This window comes from uncultured Butyricimonas sp., from assembly GCF_959596855.1.
GTDB lineage: Bacteria > Bacteroidota > Bacteroidia > Bacteroidales > Marinifilaceae > Butyricimonas > Butyricimonas muris.
Genome location: NZ_CAUFYA010000003.1, coordinates 114,701 through 131,608, shown reverse-complemented (window position 1 = coordinate 131,608; position 16,908 = coordinate 114,701). Strand labels below are relative to the sequence as shown.

At 45.6% G+C, this 16,908-nt stretch carries 11 protein-coding genes; all 11 read right to left on the bottom strand.

Features of this window, described 5'->3' with window-relative positions; all coding sequences use genetic code 11:
* Positions 1-1,554, bottom strand: a complete 1,554-nt coding sequence (locus Q5866_RS02540; RefSeq protein WP_303178584.1) for a RagB/SusD family nutrient uptake outer membrane protein — start codon at positions 1,552-1,554, stop codon at positions 1-3.
* 76 nt (positions 1,555-1,630) lie between these two features.
* Entirely contained in the window at positions 1,631-5,161 is a 3,531-nt protein-coding gene (locus tag Q5866_RS02535; protein ID WP_303178582.1) for a SusC/RagA family TonB-linked outer membrane protein, read from the bottom strand.
* Positions 5,162-5,248: 87 nt separating this feature from the next.
* Positions 5,249-6,382, bottom strand: coding sequence for a FecR family protein (locus tag Q5866_RS02530; protein ID WP_303178580.1), 1,134 nt, complete (start codon positions 6,380-6,382; stop codon positions 5,249-5,251).
* A 134-nt stretch (positions 6,383-6,516) separates the two neighbouring features.
* Positions 6,517-7,098, bottom strand: a complete 582-nt coding sequence (locus Q5866_RS02525; protein ID WP_303178578.1) for an RNA polymerase sigma factor — start codon at positions 7,096-7,098, stop codon at positions 6,517-6,519.
* A 24-nt stretch (positions 7,099-7,122) separates the two neighbouring features.
* Positions 7,123-7,734 carry a lipoprotein signal peptidase gene (locus tag Q5866_RS02520; protein WP_303178576.1) on the bottom strand — a complete coding sequence of 204 codons (612 nt, stop codon included), beginning with the start codon at positions 7,732-7,734 and terminating at the stop codon, positions 7,123-7,125.
* A gap of 44 nt (positions 7,735-7,778) precedes the next feature.
* Complete coding sequence (locus Q5866_RS02515; protein WP_227216864.1) at positions 7,779-8,159, bottom strand: TraR/DksA C4-type zinc finger protein; 381 nt, start codon at positions 8,157-8,159, stop codon at positions 7,779-7,781.
* Between the two features lie 95 nt (positions 8,160-8,254).
* Entirely contained in the window at positions 8,255-11,683 is a 3,429-nt protein-coding gene (ileS, locus tag Q5866_RS02510; protein WP_303178574.1) for an isoleucine--tRNA ligase, read from the bottom strand.
* Between the two features lie 789 nt (positions 11,684-12,472).
* A complete protein-coding gene (locus tag Q5866_RS02505) occupies positions 12,473-12,748 on the bottom strand; it encodes a hypothetical protein (protein WP_303178572.1) in 276 nt (91 codons plus the stop codon).
* Between the two features lie 92 nt (positions 12,749-12,840).
* Positions 12,841-14,541: a hypothetical protein gene (locus Q5866_RS02500; protein ID WP_303178570.1), complete on the bottom strand. Its 1,701-nt coding sequence runs from the start codon at positions 14,539-14,541 to the stop codon at positions 12,841-12,843.
* Between the two features lie 11 nt (positions 14,542-14,552).
* Positions 14,553-15,281 (bottom strand): glycosyltransferase family 2 protein, encoded by a 729-nt coding sequence (locus Q5866_RS02495; RefSeq protein WP_186974738.1) that lies wholly within the window; start codon positions 15,279-15,281, stop codon positions 14,553-14,555.
* Positions 15,278-16,561, bottom strand: coding sequence for an aspartate kinase (locus Q5866_RS02490; protein WP_303178567.1), 1,284 nt, complete (start codon positions 16,559-16,561; stop codon positions 15,278-15,280). Before Q5866_RS02490 ends, Q5866_RS02495 begins: the two co-directional genes overlap by 4 nt.
* Between the last annotated feature and the right edge of the window lie 347 nt (positions 16,562-16,908).

Sequence of the window (16,908 nt, the reverse complement as noted above, 5' to 3'; positions counted from 1 at the left end):
TTAGTATGTAATATATTCTATCGGCTCGCGTTCGATACGGTTATTTTTATTCAAGCTACTTTGGAAATTCAGTACTTCATACGGGAATGCCAACGTGTAAGCTTTATCGTTTATCTCTAACTCGTATACCCTGGTACGTACAGGAATAATGTCTCCTATGCGAAGTTCAAATTCAGTATAAGCATGACGGTAAGTTTTGGATGACGGATATTTCTCGCAGGCAGCGTGACGACGCAGGTCAAACCACCGGTGTCCTTCCAGGCATAACTCCCGCTGGCGTTCACAACGGATCAGGTCGATAAGTGCGTTCCCGCTTTCATTGATGACAGGAGCCGTGCTGAATCGTTTGGCTTGCAATGTCCCGAGTGCTCGGCGGGCTTCACCCTCGTCACCCTCGAAAGCCGCGGCTTCCGCCAGATTCAGGTAAGCCTCGGAAACACGGAACAGAAAGTTGTCTGAAACACTACATGCCTGTCCCCAACGAGAAACACCCCAAACGATCTTCCGGTAACAGTATTCATTGTCACTTCCTTCTATATAAAAGGATTTCCTTAAATCATCCGGTGAATCGAAAGCCTCCAACAAATCATTCGATATGAAATAAGGGGTTTGTGGTACGCCTACTTCATTGCCGTTCAAGTAAGAGTACAACATATGTCCGCCCATGGAGAAAATCACTTCCGGCGATTCGCTCGTGAACACACTCTCGGAGCCCTCGAAATTGTTCAGGTCAGTCAAAGCATCATTGCGGTCAAGTACGTGTTGGGCATAAGTACGCGCATTTTTGTAATCTTGCATATATAAATATACCCTGCTCGCTAGGAGATAAACGGCTGTAATATCTGCACTGTAAATGGATTTAGATGTCGATTTTTCCAGACATTCCTCTGCTTTTTTCAAATCTTTCACGATTTGGTTGTATACCTCTTCCACGCTACTGCACGTGTAAGTCTTGTCCTCGATATACGAGGTCAATTTCAAGGGGACTCCTGTCGTTTCTCCGGCAGTCGAAGGTTTGTAAGGATTCGCGTACAGGTTTATCAAGTTGAAATAGTACAACGCGCGCAGGAAATGGGCTTCTCCTTCCACCCGGGTTCTGTCTGCAGCTTCATGCTCTCCCGTGATGCTGACGTTGTCCAGTTCGTCGATGATCATGTTGGTGACATTAATATATTGGTAAGTGCTTTTCCAGTAAGCATTTTCTGTTCCGATCGCTGTACCTTTGGGATTAATACCGACATTCCGTTGCCATGTAAAATAACCGAACATCCCGTCGAAAGCACCCGAGTAGGCACCATCGTTGGTCAATTCATTTTGCCGGAGCTCGTCAGACATAAAGTTAATGAAAGTGATATACTGTGTCGAGGTTAGGTTCACGGAGTATTTGCTGCTTGTTGTAATCTTGGCAACCGGGAGATAAGCACTTCCCAGTAACAATTCGTCGAGATCGGTGATAGTTTCCACTTTGGCGAGTTCCTGTGAATATTCTTCCAGAAAACTGGAACAGGCACTCAAGGTAAATAATAACATCCCGATGATGATTGCGTTTTTCATGATGCTTTAGTTTTTAAAATGAGACACTTAAACTGAGCGAGTAAGTCGGACGCTCTGATAGTTGAATTTCGCTGAATCAGCCTTGTGTCGGAGTCTGTCCTCTCAACTTGATTGAACACCATGTAAATAGGTTCGTTCCCGACAACGTGATGGCTAACCGTGATATATCCGCGCGAGATAAAAGTTGCTTGCTGAATTCGTATGTTAAATTCAAGCTGGAACATTTCAAATAATTAGCACTGACTACCCGGATGTCTGCATAATCATACATCGTCCATGCACTGGACGCGAAAGTCTGTATATCACTATACGTCTTGGAATAATGACTACTATATTTCCGGTACGAGGCATGGTTGCTGGATATCAAAGCGGGAATATTGGTATACTTCTCATCCCCGGGGTGTTGCCAGCGGTTCAAGAAATCACGGCTCACGTTGAATTCCGGTTTGATAGTGGAGTCAAATAGCCGGAATAAACGGGTCTTGGCTCCTAAGCTATAGGAGAACATACCACTCAACCGCAAGTTCCTGTACTTGATATTGGTACTTAATCCTCCTGATATATAAGGCTCCCGGTTACCCGAGGGCGTCAGTACGCGGGTGAACGTGTCGTATCTATCCAGCCCGCTTAGTAAATGGCGGTTGTTTTGCATATCATCGAACAAAGGTCCCCCGTCTATCGGGCTCAGCCCGACAAATTTATAAGAATAGAACGTGTTGATAGCCTTTCCTTTCACGACGGCAGTTCCTTTCAGAAACTGGTTATAGGTATAGGTTTGGGCACTCGGGTCATTTTTTATCATATTATAGTTCCGGGAGAACGAGATAGATAGTAGCCACCGCCAGTTTTTATTCGTGACGGGGATCGCGGTAAAATCCACGCTATATCCTTTGTTTTCGACATCTCCCCCGTTGATAACGTATGAATCCACTCCATTCATCGAAGCCACGTCTTTTGTCATAAAAGCATCCTTCGTGCGCTTGTAATAATATTGTGTTTCCAGTTGTATCCTTCGCTTGAAAAGAGATAACGTCAGTCCCGTGTTGAAGGAAGAAGTTTTTTCCCATCTCAGGTTGGGATTCGGGTTACGTTCCACTTGGGATACATTCTCGTTATAATAAGGATCGAGAGGTAACTTTTCGATAATCATCACGGGAGATTGGTCATCCAGCATATTTCCTTGGTAGCCGAACGAAGCTTTTAGCCTCATGTAATCGATCCACTCGGTTTGTAACGCTTCATGTTCCGAGATATTGTAAGATCCCGATATAGACCAGATTGGCAGGAAGGTATTGTTACTCTGGTCCCCGAATTTATTTGAACCGTCCATACGAGCATTGGCGTTTACGGTAAAATAGTTGCGATAACTATATGATACCGTGGCGTATTCCGATACCATATTGGTCAGATTGTCCGTTGAAGTCGGGACATTCTTGGCGAGCCATGCGGCGTAATGCGGATAATCCGTCATGCTGATTTCGGCAACGAACCTTTTTCCCCGGTCTTTGTAATATCCCCGGTGTACGCTCTTGAAGCCGTTGTAGCGGGAAGAACTCAACTCGAAACCGGCACTGGCATTGATATTGTGTTGTTCCTCGGGACCGAAATATTTGTTCAGGTTCATTTGTAAACGGATTGTGTAGCTATCGGTACGAGTGGTGCTGCGGGATAATTCGCCACCGAAAGGAAGCGTGGTTGTTCCCGCTTCTCCTGTTTTGGGAAGTGTACCGTATTCCGATGCTCGATTTTTGGCAGCGTAAAAACTTTTTTCTCCCCACCAACCTTCTATGTCAGCGTTGGAATTGGAATAGGAAACAATTGCACTGGCGTTCAACCAAGGGGAGAATTTGAATCTCAAGTTGGTATTCAGCGTGATTCCCGAAGTGTTTTGATTGGAATAACTATTATCCAATTCGTTCATGATATTGTATTTTTTCGTACTTAAAGAAGTATTGCCATCCAGTTTATTGTAATAGTAATATTCTCCTTCTTCGTCATAAGCGGGAATCGTGCGACTGGTATTATAAGCGTAATTGATAGGATTGATACTACTTTGGTTGTATTTGCGTTCGCTCACGTTACCCAGCAACTGGAAGGAAGCTGTGAACCATTTGTTCAAAGAGGTTTCCATCTTCAAGGTTGCCGTGTAGCGTTGATTGTAATTCCCTTTGATCACGTCGTTTGCCCGTGAAAAACCGATAGAAGAATAGTAACGTGTCTTTTCCGAACCGCCGGAGATACTCACCGTGTGTTGGTGTGAGAACGTGTCTTCTGTTAGCAGATCAAACCAGTCGGTGTTTACCGTTTCCAGATAAGCAACCTGTTCTGCGAAAGTTTTTTCGTCGATATTTCCTAAATGAAGATCGTTTAAGAGTCCCTCGTACCCCACGTAATTGATATTTGAGGGATACACGTAGTGTTGTTCGGATAGTTCACGAGAGAACTGAATCCGTTCCTTTGAATCCATCAGGTTGATCTTCCTGTCCGTGTAGCGGGGACGTTGGCGAAAAGTCCCACTCATGTTATAGCTGATAACCGGTGCACCGATACTTCCTTTTTTGGTTGTGATCACGATCACCCCGTTGGCTGCTTTCGCCCCGTACAAGGCTGTGGCGGCAGCATCCTTCAATATATCCAGACGTTCGATGTCCTGCGGGTTAAGACCGGCAATGGCATTACCGATGCGGTTGATATAATCCGGGTCATTCAATTCATCCGCGGAAATAGGCACGGGATCTTGCACGATAATTCCGTCCACAACCCACAGCGGCTCGCGGTTTCCGATAAGTGTTGAAGTTCCCCGGATACGAATTTGAGGGACAACTCCTACTTCGCCGGAATTGTTCATCAAGATCATGTCGGAAACACGTCCCTCCAGCATCTGATCCAGAGTGGTTGCTCCCGGAACCATGATATCGTCCATGTTCACGGTCGTGATAGCACTAGTTGATTTCCGTTTGTCGATCACTTGGTAGCCTGTCACCACGACTTCTTCCATTTCTTGTGCATCCTCTTCCATCACGATATTCATCGGCTTGTCGGGAGTGGCTGTCACTTCCAGTCTTTTCATCCCGATAAACGTGAAGACAAGGACGATCTTTTCCTGAGACTTGACATTCAAGAGGAATTTTCCTAGGGCATCTGTCGAAACCCCGGTAGTGGTGCCCTTGATGATGATCGTGACCCCCGGGAGCGGATCGCCCTGTTTGTCTTTGACAATACCGGACAACTTGACTTGTTTCTCTTCTTCTTTTTCCGGAGCTTTGTTTATCACGTAAACCCCATTTACAACGTTGAACGTAAGGGGTGTATCTTTCAACAATTTTTCCAGAACGACGGCGATATCTTCTTCTTGAAAAGTAACATCGTTACACTTGATTTGTTTCGTGTAATCTGCATCGTACAGCATACGGACTCCGGTCTGATTCTTCAGTTGCAATAAAACCGTGTAGAGATTCATGTCCTTCACTTTCAGGGTGACCTTTTGTGAAGAAGCCTCTGCGTAAAAACCAAACAAGAGTACAAATAACAATGTAATCCTCATCTTTCTTAAAATTTTTTTCACTTCACACGGATATTCCCGCGTGATAAGTGGTTTTTTTTTCATAATTTTGAATGTTAGTTGATTTATGATGTTGACTGAACGTATAAAGTCCCGTGATAGGCGCCAACCAGAACGGGGCTTTTTCGTTTTTTATTTTGATGCTCTTACTGTTATCTCGTGTCCATGAATATCGAATTTTATTCCTGTTCCTGTTTCAAAAAGTTCCAGAAATGATTTGATCCCCGTGAATCTTTCAATCGTTCCGGAGAAATGTCGTTCTTTTAAATCTTCCGATTCAAAACGTATATTTATATTGTACCATCGTGACAGCGTGCGCATGATGTTTTCCAGTGTTTCATCCTCGAAGCAGAATAAATTGTCCTTCCACGCCGTGTATACACGGGTGTCCACCGTGGTAACGGAAATACTGTCGGTTGCCGTGTTGTAAACCAGATGTTGTGAAGGAGTCAGAGATACGGAATCCCCGTTTTGTGCCTTGAACCTGACTTTTCCTGTCACGAGGGTGACTTCCACGACCGAATTCTCGTAATCGGACGTGCAGAACTCCGTACCCAGCACGGAAATCTCACCTTTATCCAATTTCACGATAAAAGGAGAGTTCGGGTTTCGGGTAACATCGAAATAGACTTCCCCCTTGCAATATACCGTCCGGTTGTTCGCGTCGAATCGTGTGGGAAAGCGTAGTTCCGATTCAGAGTTTAACCAAACTTGTGTTCCGTCCGACAGGGTTAAATTATATTCGCCCCCTCTGGGTACGCTCAACGTGTGGTATTGCGTTTCTTCTTGTGAGGTATTAGTTGTGTCACTGAAAACGCTTAACCCGGATGAGTCCACTTTGAGTTCGCTGTCTTTCACTTGGATCACTGTCGCTGCTTCCCGAATGTCCCAACTTGTCCCGTCGGACAGGGTCAGCGTGGCTTTCTTGTAGCCCGGCTCGATTTTCGCGACAGACTTCACTTCGGGAGATTCTTGAATAAAGAAAATCGAGAGAGAGAACAACAGCATAATACTCGCCGCGATACTCCATCGTGTCATCATGTGGCGACGACGATATTTCCGGTGTCGCAATTTTCGGAAAGCCTCGTTCGCGTCATACTTCAATGCCTTCTTGGATTGCTCGGCAAGCGTGTCCCAATCCTTGTATTTATCCGTCAACCGCCCGGCATTCTCTCGTGGAGGAGTGGAGTTTTCCCTGTCCTCCCCGAGCAGAATCTTCTTGAGCAATCTCCCGGATATATCATCTATTTCGTTCCAATGAGCCATAGCAGGTGTTTTTAATTTACTAATAAAACACCTAAGGTATAAAAACGGGTAACAAGAATTTCAAGAAAAATATAAAGAAAATGCATATTACATTTTCTGTTATTACATTTTTTGTAATGACAGATTACAAATCTTTAGAATAAATTCGGGAACGACGTCACGAGCAGGATGCTCCAGCATTCCCCGAGTTCTTCCCGTATAGCTGAATAAGCTCTCTTTTTTTGCATTTTGATAGCGTTCTCCGACACGTTCAGCGTTTCGGCGATTTCTTTTACTTTCATCCCGTCCATGCTCATTTTCATGATTTCCTGTTGTTGGGGAGAAAGTTGGGTAATGATGGTTCTGAATTTGTGTAATATCTCTTCTTCGATTGCCGAGTCGACAGCTTCTTCCTCGGTCAGTTCCCCTTGCACGGAGTCCCATAAATCCTGCCGCAGCTTATTCGCGCGAGCCTGATCCCGCATTGTGTTCAACGAGCGGGTATAGACCGCTTGGTAAAGCCATCCCGTGAGGCTTCTGATATTCGGAAATGTCACGGGGGAATCCCATAGTTTGATAAGACACTCCTGCACGATATCTTCCACGATCACTTCATCCTGAATCATCCGGGAAGCGTAATTGCACAGAGCCGGGTAGTAATTCCGGTATAATTTCTTCCAGGCAATTTCCTTTTTCGCGTTTATATTCGATATGAATTCGGGTTCATCATCGTGCATGGAGAAATGATTTAAAGGTTTAAATTACTTCTTCGTTGCAAAGAACTTACGTTGGAAAAGTAGTAGTATCAGTACGCCTATCGTGATATAAGAGTCAGCCAGATTAAATACCGGGCGGAAGAACACGAAAAACTTGTTTCCCCAGAAGGGAATCCAATCCGGCAGAAATCCCTCGTAAAGGGGGAAGTAAAGCATATCAACCACTTTTCCGTGCAGGAATGACGAGTAGCCTCCTCCTTGGGGAAATAGTGTAGCGACTTGGGAATAGCTGTCATTAAATATCATCCCGTAGAACATACTGTCGATGATGTTCCCGACGGCACCGCAGAAGATAAGCCCGAAAGAAAGAATCACTCCGGTCGGGGCTTTCTGCTTGATCAGGTGTCTCAGGTACCAGGCAATGCCGACGACGGCAACCAGCCGGAATACGCTCAAAACGGTTTTACCCCATTTCCCGCCCCCGAGTTCCATCCCGAAAGCCATTCCGTTATTCTCGATAAAGTGGATTTTGAACCAGTCCCCGAAGACACTGAATTCATCCCCGATCATCATATGTGTCTTAATCCAGATCTTCACGACCTGATCGATAACTAAAAGGGCGATGATAAAAATAATTAGCTTTTTCCCCGTGCTCATCCTTGTAATGTATTAAAATAGCGGCTCTTAATCGCTCGTGGCGATTAAGAGTCTTGTCCCATTTTCGCGTCCATGCTCAACGTGGCGTGGGGCACAGCGCGTAATCTTTCTTTTGAAATTAATTTCCCGGTTACCCGGCAAATTCCGTATGTCTTGTTCTCAACTCTAACCAATGCAGCTTCCAAATGCGCGATAAATTTTGCCTGCCTTTGGGCTAAACGTCCGGCTTCCTCTTTCGAGAGCACGGATGCACCTTCTTCCAATACCTTGAAAGTGGGAGATGTGTCGGCAATGTCATTCCCGTCGCTTCCGGAGATCGAGGCTTTCAAAACCTCGTAATCTCTTTTCGCCTTTTCGAGTTTCTCAAGAATCAATTCTTTGAATTCCTGCAACTCTTCGTCCGAATATCTGGTCTTCTCTGACATAGTTGTAAAGTTTTTGTCTAAGTTAATAAAAAAATCCGTTCTGCAACCTTCCTGCTGCTAAAATATCCGTTTTTACTCGTTATAGCCCGCGGAAGTTACATTTTTTGAATCTTTATGAAAGTATGTATATCGTCGATTTCGATGATCTGCACATCTTCATCGGCTTTGTCTGCCAGCGTAACGTTCTCTGCCAGAACCTGACTGGCGATATACTCCTTGAAATTCTCCACGGCATCGTTAATGTCTTTATGCTTGCCGATTTGAAGATCTATTTTGTCCGTCACGTTGAAATCTTTTTCCTTTCTCAAATTCTGAATCCGGTTGATCAACTCTCTGGCGATACCTTCCTCGCGCAATTCTTTCGTGATGTTGATATCCAGAGCCACCGTCAAGCGTCCCTCGTTGGCAACCAGCCAGCCCGGGATGTCTTCCGACAGGATTTCCATGTCGTTCAGTGTCAATTCCAGACTCTCCGTGCCTACTTGCAAAGAGTAAGTACCCCGTTTTTCAAAATTATAGATGTCGTTCTGGTCCATTTCTGCCACGAGAGCGGAAATCTGCTTCATGTACTTGCCGTATTTCGGGCCTAAAGTCTTGAAGTTCGGTTTGATCTTCTTGATCAATATCCCGGCGGTATCGGTTATGTACTCGATCTCTTTCACGTTCACTTCCGACAGGATGATATTTTTCACGGCATCCAATTGCGCGGTCATCCCCTCGTCCAAAATCGGGATCAACAACTTGCAAAGCGGTTGGCGGACGCGGATTTGAACTTTCCTTCTCAACCCGAGTACCATAGAGGATATCTGTTGAGCCATATCCATCCGTTCTTCCAGTTGCTTGTCTATCATCGTGTCGTTAGCGACGGGGAAATCCGTGAGGTGAACACTTGTCGTGTAACGTCCGGTGACACTGTTCAAATCCTTGAACAGGCGATCCATGTAGAACGGTGCGATGGGTGACGACAGGATAGCCACGGTTTCCAAGCAGGTGTACAGTGTCTGGTAAGCCGACAACTTGTCCGTGGTTTGTTCCCCTCCCCAGTAACGTTTCCGGGAAAGACGCACGTACCAGTTCGACAGGTTCTCGATCACGAAATTCTGTATAGCACGTCCGGCTCTGGTCGGTTCGTAACTCTCGTAAGCCTCGGTAACTTCCTTGATCAAGCTATTGAGCAAAGAAAGTATCCAGCGGTCGATCTCCGGTCTTTCGTTGAACGGAACTTCCGGCTCGGCATACGTGAAGTTGTCGATGTTGGCGTACAAGGCAAAGAAACTGTACGTGTTGTACAGCGTACCGAAAAATTTGCGTTTCACTTCCTCCACCCCGGCGATGTCGAATTTCAAGTTATCCCACGGTTGCGCGTTAGTCATCATGTACCAGCGCAAGGGATCGGAACCTTGCTTCTCGATCGTGTCGAAAGGATCGACGGCGTTACCCAATCGTTTCGACATCTTGTTTCCTTTGGCATCCAGTACCAGCCCGTTGGAGATGATATTCTTGAACGCCACGGAATCGAACACCATGGTGGCGATGGCGTGAAGCGTGAAGAACCACCCGCGGGTTTGATCCACTCCCTCGGCGATAAAGTCGGCAGGGAATTTGATATGATTGTCTATCAACTCTTTGTTCTCGAACGGGTAGTGCACCTGCGCGTAGGGCATGGCTCCCGAGTCGAACCAAACATCGATCAGGTCTTTCTCGCGGTACATCGGTTGTCCCGTGGGCGATACCAGTATAATGTCGTCCACGTACGGGCGATGCAAATCTATTTTATCGTAATTCTCTTTCGAGTAATCTCCTGCTTTGAAATCCTTGAACGGGTTTTCCTTCATCACGCCCGCTTGTACGGCTTTCTCCATCTCTTCCATTAATTCCTGTACCGAACCGATGCATATTTTCTCGGTTCCGTCTTCGCTTACCCATATCGGGAGCGGGGTACCCCAGTAACGGGAACGGGAAAGATTCCAGTCCACGAGGTTTTCCAACCATTTGCCGAAACGCCCTTCACCCGTGCTCGCGGGTTTCCAGTTGATCGTTTTGTTCAGTTCGATCATCCGGTCGCGTACCGCCGTGGTCTTGATAAACCAAGAATCCAGCGGGTAGTAAAGCACCGGTTTATCCGTGCGCCAGCAATGCGGGTAGTTATGCTCGTGTTTTTCTACCTTGAACGCTTTGTTCTCCCGTTTCAACAGGATACTCAAGTCTATATCCAGCGTGGGATCGTTGTCCGTTAATTCCGGGTCGTATGCGTTTTTCACGAAGCGTCCGGCGAACTCCCCGTACAAGTCGATATTCACGTTGTTTTTCAAGAAATCGGGGTCGATTTCACTCGGCAGGAACAAACGTCCCCGCTTGTCAACCATCGGTTGTCTATTGCCATCTTTGTCTATCAACAACATGGGAGCGATGCCTGCTACCTTGGCAACCCGGTCGTCGTCCGCACCGAAAGTCGGGGCGATATGCACGATACCGGTACCGTCCTCCGTGCTCACGTAATCACCCAAGATCACGCGGAACGCGTCGCCCATGGGTGTCATCCACGGTAACAATTGCTCGTAACGGATGCCATCGAGTTCCGTACCTTGATATTCGGCAACAATCTCGTAAGGAATAAGTTTATCTCCCTCCTTGTAATCACTTAGGGCAATATCCTCCGCTTTCTTGTTAAAGTAAGCGCTGAAGCGGTCTTTCGCCAAAATGAGGGTTACAGGGCGGAATGTATACGGGTTGTAAGTTTTCACTTCCACGTACGTGATAGCCGGGCCTACAGCCAATGCCGTGTTGGACGGTAACGTCCACGGGGTAGTTGTCCACGCGGTGAAGTACACTTCGTCACCGTGAGCGAACAGCTTTTCCGATTTCTCGTCCCGTACTACTTTGAATTGCGCCACGCACGTGGTGTCCTTCACGTCCCGGTAGCATCCCGGTTGGTTCAGTTCGTGCGTGCTCAATCCGGTTCCTGCCGCCGGGGAGTAGGGTTGTATGGTGTATCCCTTGTAAAGGAATCCTTTTTCGTACAGTTGTTTCAACAGGTACCACAAGGTTTCGATATACCGGTTGTCGTAGGTGATGTACGGGTCTTCCATGTTTACCCAGTATCCCATCTTGTCGGTTAAGTCTTCCCACTCGCGGGTGAATTTCATCACGTCCGCACGACATTCTTTGTTGTAGTCTGCCACTGATATGGTTTTCCCGATATTCTCTTTCGTGATACCGAGTTTCTTTTCCACGCCTAATTCTACCGGAAGCCCGTGGGTATCCCATCCCGCTTTCCGTTCAACGAGAAATCCTTGTAAAGTTTTGTACCTGCAAATAATATCTTTAATCGTCCGTGCCATTACGTGGTGAATACCCGGCATACCGTTTGCCGAAGGGGGACCTTCAAAAAAGACAAACGAGGGATGCCCCTCTCTAATTTTCAAGCTCTCCTCGAACGTGTGTTGAGCTTTCCACTCTTTCAGGACGTCTTTGTTTACCTGAGAGAGATCCAATCCTTTGTACTCTTGGAATTTTTTGTCCATCGTGACTCCTAACTTTTTAGATATTATTATTGCACGTTTAAAAAATCAAGTTGCAAATATACCATTTTATTTAGAAAGTAGAAATACTGATAGGAATTGATGTCTTTTTTTACTCGATCGCGATATCGACACGTGCAATTTTCTTTTTTCGGGTGATTCACGAGAGGTTGTTCTCTAATAGTCTGGAATACAGTAATGAATCCCGTATCAATAGTGTATCACTTCCGGTTCACTTCCGTGTAAAACGCTATTAGTTCCCTATTAAAACGCTATTAAAACCCTATACTATAATAGCGTTCTTATAGGGAATTAAAAGGACTACTAAAGTTTTATAAGTACTATTCATCCGGAAGTGATACGGAATTGATACTGCATTTATAACTGTATTGGAGAGGTTTTCCCTGTTAATTCAGTATCTATAGCCCTAGTGTGTCATTTTATCTTCCATGGAAGATAAAATGTCATAATTCATTGTTTTTATTTTCTATAAGGATAAAATGTGCGTGAAAAGTTTTTTATGGTATCAAAATGGCGTATTTTGTAGTTTCTGGCGTTAATCAAATGTTGGGATGAAACTATTTGTAATAGCTGTTGTTTTGAGTGCTTTGTTTGATTTAACAAACGTTATGAGGGTGTCAAAAATCATTTTCCTCTAAAAACTCCTCCGTCGGCTACGCCGCTACCTTCTCTATGAACAGAGGAAGTGCTGGTGAGTTTTTCTGGAAACAGAGGGAGAGTTGAGTTTAGACAAGGACTTTTGTCCCCCCTCATGACGTTTCAATCTATTGGCTAATTCAATGATTCTTTGATAATGCGCAGAGTTTCTTTCTTGTATTCCTTGCGGTTATACTTTTTTCCTCTGCACATCGAACAGTTACATGGAGTTCCTGAGGTTTTGTAAACTCTTGCCCATTTTTCTTTTGCCAACTCGAACCAATGCGGATGACTATCAATACTGCCATCCTCGTGAATAATGCAATGTCTATAAGCGGCATAAAGAATCATGCGAGCTTTGAACACGCGTGCCATTTGCCGGTGTCTCCATAATTTGTTTCTTTTGTCCATCGTCTCTTTGTATTAAAGTTAGGATGAACAATGATGTTGCTTTCTTGAGACTTAATGTATCCATAATCAGTATTCTGGTTTATTGAAGAATATTACAATTCCGCTTGCGGGAAGAATTGGAAAATAAGTGTCGGGAGCTGTTTTTTCGTGTTCTGCCCGATTTGAATCAAGGGTTTGAAATGGGTGGGGTATTTTTGTACCATCGGGTAGACGGTGACATACCCGTGGCGGAACCAACGGTCGATGATGACGTGCGAGAGGTTTTTCTCTTTGAACATGTTGAGCAGGTCTTCCGGGGTGGCGTATTGCGGGAAACTGGTTGATTTCCGACCTCCCGAGAAGAGGTAGAATAATTCCGGTTTGCGACAGGCGATGCGGGCGTCTTCCGGTAAGTTCTTTTTGCACCAGTTGATGGCGTATATGTATTCTACGAAAGCGGCGTCGGCAATTTTTTCGTTCCAAACTTTATACGTGGCGAAATTTTGCTGTGGTTTTAGGGCTTTGGCGTAATGCGGGAACAGGAAAAGGGATACGATGAGGACCATTCCCCCGGTGGGGATTCGACGTGTGAATTTTGTTTCCGGCATTTTCTTCACAAGCAAGCGCAATCCTTCCACGCAGCCGTTCAGGAACAGGAAGATGAACAACGGAATGATGCCGATGAAGTAACGGTGTCCGGCGTATTGTTCCGGCCAGACCATGAGTACTGTCATGGTGATGCCGATGTACAGGAAGAGCAGGAGTTTCATGTGGGGTAAGGCTATTAATCCCAGAATCATGAGAGTAACGATGCATGTACCTTTGATGAGGTCTGTTCGGGTTATTTTTTGGTCAAACGCGGGTTCGTCGGAGATGACGGCAGTGGGTATCCATTTCCCGATGTAGCTGACGAGATTGTTTTGCACGCGTTCCGTCCAGTCGGAGAATGTTTCCATGGTTTGCCCCTTGGGCTTTTTCTTGAAGTCTTTGAGGTAATCGCTTTGAGTCACCCCGATGCTTTTGTTTCTGAAATCCCACGCGGTTTTAGCCCCGGCGAAAGTGGCAATAATGATGCATAGGGTGAGCAGGTTGCTTGTTAGGGCTCGTTTGTTGAGATGAATGATTCGCGCGTCGCTGTTCTCCCGTTTGCTTTTTAGCCATTCGAGGGCTTTTTGTCCGCAAACGAGCAGCATGTAGAGTATGGCGGCGATAATGATGGATGTTCCCATGGTGCGGACGAAGTAGATGTAATTCAGCCCGATGATGATTCCAGCGAAATAGAGTATTTGCCGGCGGGGACGGTCTTTGCTGAAAAGGCGGTCCGTGTCGAGAAGGCTGAAGAGGTAGAGTACTCCCATTGTCAGGAAGGTGAACAACATTTCGCTCATCACGATGGTCGAGTAGCGCAACATGGCTTGCTGCATGCAGCATAGCAGGCAGGTCAGTAATGCCAGAAGCAAATTGCCTGAAATTCTTTTCGTCAGGAAGAAAAGAAGCAGGATGGATAAGCCGAAAAGAACGCCGTTCGCTATTTTCAGTGCCGTGTAGGATTTGAAAAACAGCAAGATGAGTGCCGTGAATAACGGGTAACCCGGGGGAAAGTGCGAGTGGGGGCTTTCCTCGAGGAACATGATGTTGGTGTATCCCTGCCCGGAGGCGAGGGCTTTGCCGAGGGCGTAGTAGTACACGTTGTCACCGTTTAAGTCCGGTTTGAAGTCAAATATTTGAATGTAGTTGAAGACGAATACACAGGTGATGATACCTAAACAGTAATATATTAACGTTCGGGGTTGTATGTTTTTGAATATATTCATGATTGTGGTGTTTATTCGAGTGAATGTTTGTTCGCGAACCGTATTTTTACCAGCACCCAGATGGCTATCAACCCGTCTTTCCAGTTGATTTTTTTGCCTTCCTCGATGCTACGGGGATAGTAACGGATAGGGAGTTCCGGTATTTTGTATCCCCGGCGGCAGACGATTGCCGTGACCTCGGGGCAGAACTCGAAGCCCGTGGATTTTAAGGGGATGGAACGCAATAGTCCCGAGTCGAACATCTTGTAGCAGGTCGGCTCGTCCGTGAGGTGTTGCCCGTACAGCAGGTTCGTCACTATGGAGAGGAGCCGTCCGCCAAGGTAGAAGCTCTGGTAGGAGTGTTTGTTCGTTTTGTTCAGGAAACGGGAACCGTAAATGACTTTTCCGTCGTTCTCTATCATCCATTCCAGTAGCGGGTTGTAATCTTCGGGGTTGTATTCAAGGTCAGCGTCCTGAATGATTGTCCAATTGCCCGTGATTTTTTGGATTCCCGCTCGAATTGCAGCTCCTTTTCCTTGATTGTGCGGCTGTTTGTGATAAACGAGAGTGCAGTCCGGGTAAGTTTCTGTAAAACGCAGGATTTCTTCTTCCGTGTTATCTTTGGAACAATCGTTTACAACAATAATTTCTTTACGAATATCATGGACGAGGCGGGTATGATGTACTTTTTCCAGTAACCGGAATATGGTACTCGCTTCGTTGTACGCGGGGATGATGATGGACAAGGTCTGTTGTTTCATGAACGAGAGTGAATTGGTTCCGACATATGGTTTCTCAACACGAATTGGGCGGTTGTCCGGCTTCGTTGTTCCACGAGTGACGGGCGGTCGCCTATTATTTCCCAGATGGCTTCTTCCGTGTAGTGGCGTATGGTTATCAGTTTGACATCTTGGTTGTAACGTACCTCAAATTCTTCTTGCAATTGTTGCAGGAATTCATTGAAGATGGCCGTGTTGCAATCTATGCAGAACGAGAAGCTGATGGCGGAGTTTTGCATCAGGTTCAGCTTGAGTTTGTATCGCGCAAGTATGGCAAAGATGTGACTGAGTTTTTCTTCGGCGATGAAGGAAAAATCTCTTGGAGTGAGGGTTAGCAGGCATTGATTCCCCTTGTTGATGTATATGGGGGGGAGTTTCAGGTGTTCGTCTATTTCCTCGATGATTGTTCCGCTTGATTCCGGGTGCAGGAATGATTTTACATACAGGGGAATTTGTTTGTTCTGTATCGGTTTTATGGTTTTCGGGTGAATGACTTTTGCCCCGAAGTGGGATAGCTCGATGGCTTCTTTGTACGACATTTTGCTGATGACTTGTGCCTTGTCGTATTCTTTCGGGTCGGCATTCATTACTCCCGGTACGTCTTTCCAGATGGTGACATCCTCGGCGTTCAGCAGGTTGGCAAGTAATGCCGCCGTGTAATCGGAGCCCTCGCGTCCCAGCGTGGTGGTTTGGTTGGTACGGGTTCCGGCGATGAAGCCTTGAGTGACGTAGATGGTGGTATTTTTAAAATCGAAAGCCTCTTCGCAGAGCTGCCCGGAGAGTTCAAGGTCGATGTTGCCGTTCCGGTAGTTCTGGTCGGTTTTCAAGTATTTGCGTATGTCGATGAATAGGTTGTCGATATTTTTGAGCCTTAAATAATGGGAAATAATCGTGGTCGAGATGAGTTCCCCGAAGCTGATGATACGGTCGTACTCGTAGTCGTAGCACAGGGAAGATTCGGTATTCAAGATGTTTTCGAGGGAGGTGAATAATTCGTCCAGATTTTTGTAGACCGAAGCATTTAGGGGAAATAACGAGTTGACGATGTCGAGGTGAAAGTTTTTCAATTCTTCCATGATTGCCACTGTTTTACTATCCCGGTGGAAATAAGCATTGCATAGTGTTTCCAGCAAATTGGTCGTTTTGCCCATTGCAGAAACGACCACGATGAGTTGCCCGTGTTGCCCGCGGACTATAGAGGATAGATTTTTAACTCCTTCGGCATCTTTCACGGATGCTCCCCCGAACTTGAATACCTTCATGTAATTTCGTGATTTTAAGATTGCGAAACAAAGGTATGTTTTTAAATGAAAAAATGCAATGGAAAGAAAACTCCTGTAATGTTCAAGTGAATTATTTCTCGTTATACTGCATGGAATTTATGTATTTCATATTAGTTTTATTACAAGTGTGTTGCATTAAATCCAAGGTTATTGAAGGTTGGAGATGTTGTCGAGAGAAGTGTTTGAATGTTATAATAATATTAAATCACGGGAAGTTACGTGAAGTATCAGAGAATTAAATTGTATATTCGCGAACGTTTGCCGCTGGATAGTAGGCGGTGGGACACGAGTTCGTGGTGGAGGAATGAATTAAATTCGATTATATA

What these genes read in the sequence shown, in the direction of transcription:
- ileS (WP_303178574.1), bottom strand. Translation starts at nt 11,683, where the DNA reads ATGGACAAAAAATTCCAAGAGTACAAAGGATTGGATCTCTCTCAGGTA.
- Q5866_RS02530 (WP_303178580.1), bottom strand. Translation starts at nt 6,382, where the DNA reads ATGGCTCATTGGAACGAAATAGATGATATATCCGGGAGATTGCTCAAG.
- Q5866_RS02500 (WP_303178570.1), bottom strand. Translation starts at nt 14,541, where the DNA reads ATGAATATATTCAAAAACATACAACCCCGAACGTTAATATATTACTGT.
- Q5866_RS02525 (WP_303178578.1), bottom strand. Translation starts at nt 7,098, where the DNA reads ATGCACGATGATGAACCCGAATTCATATCGAATATAAACGCGAAAAAG.
- Q5866_RS02515 (WP_227216864.1), bottom strand. Translation starts at nt 8,159, where the DNA reads ATGTCAGAGAAGACCAGATATTCGGACGAAGAGTTGCAGGAATTCAAA.
- Q5866_RS02540 (WP_303178584.1), bottom strand. Translation starts at nt 1,554, where the DNA reads ATGAAAAACGCAATCATCATCGGGATGTTATTATTTACCTTGAGTGCC.
- Q5866_RS02520 (WP_303178576.1), bottom strand. Translation starts at nt 7,734, where the DNA reads ATGAGCACGGGGAAAAAGCTAATTATTTTTATCATCGCCCTTTTAGTT.
- Q5866_RS02505 (WP_303178572.1), bottom strand. Translation starts at nt 12,748, where the DNA reads ATGGACAAAAGAAACAAATTATGGAGACACCGGCAAATGGCACGCGTG.
- Q5866_RS02535 (WP_303178582.1), bottom strand. Translation starts at nt 5,161, where the DNA reads ATGAAAAAAAAACCACTTATCACGCGGGAATATCCGTGTGAAGTGAAA.
- Q5866_RS02495 (WP_186974738.1), bottom strand. Translation starts at nt 15,281, where the DNA reads ATGAAACAACAGACCTTGTCCATCATCATCCCCGCGTACAACGAAGCG.
- Q5866_RS02490 (WP_303178567.1), bottom strand. Translation starts at nt 16,561, where the DNA reads ATGAAGGTATTCAAGTTCGGGGGAGCATCCGTGAAAGATGCCGAAGGA.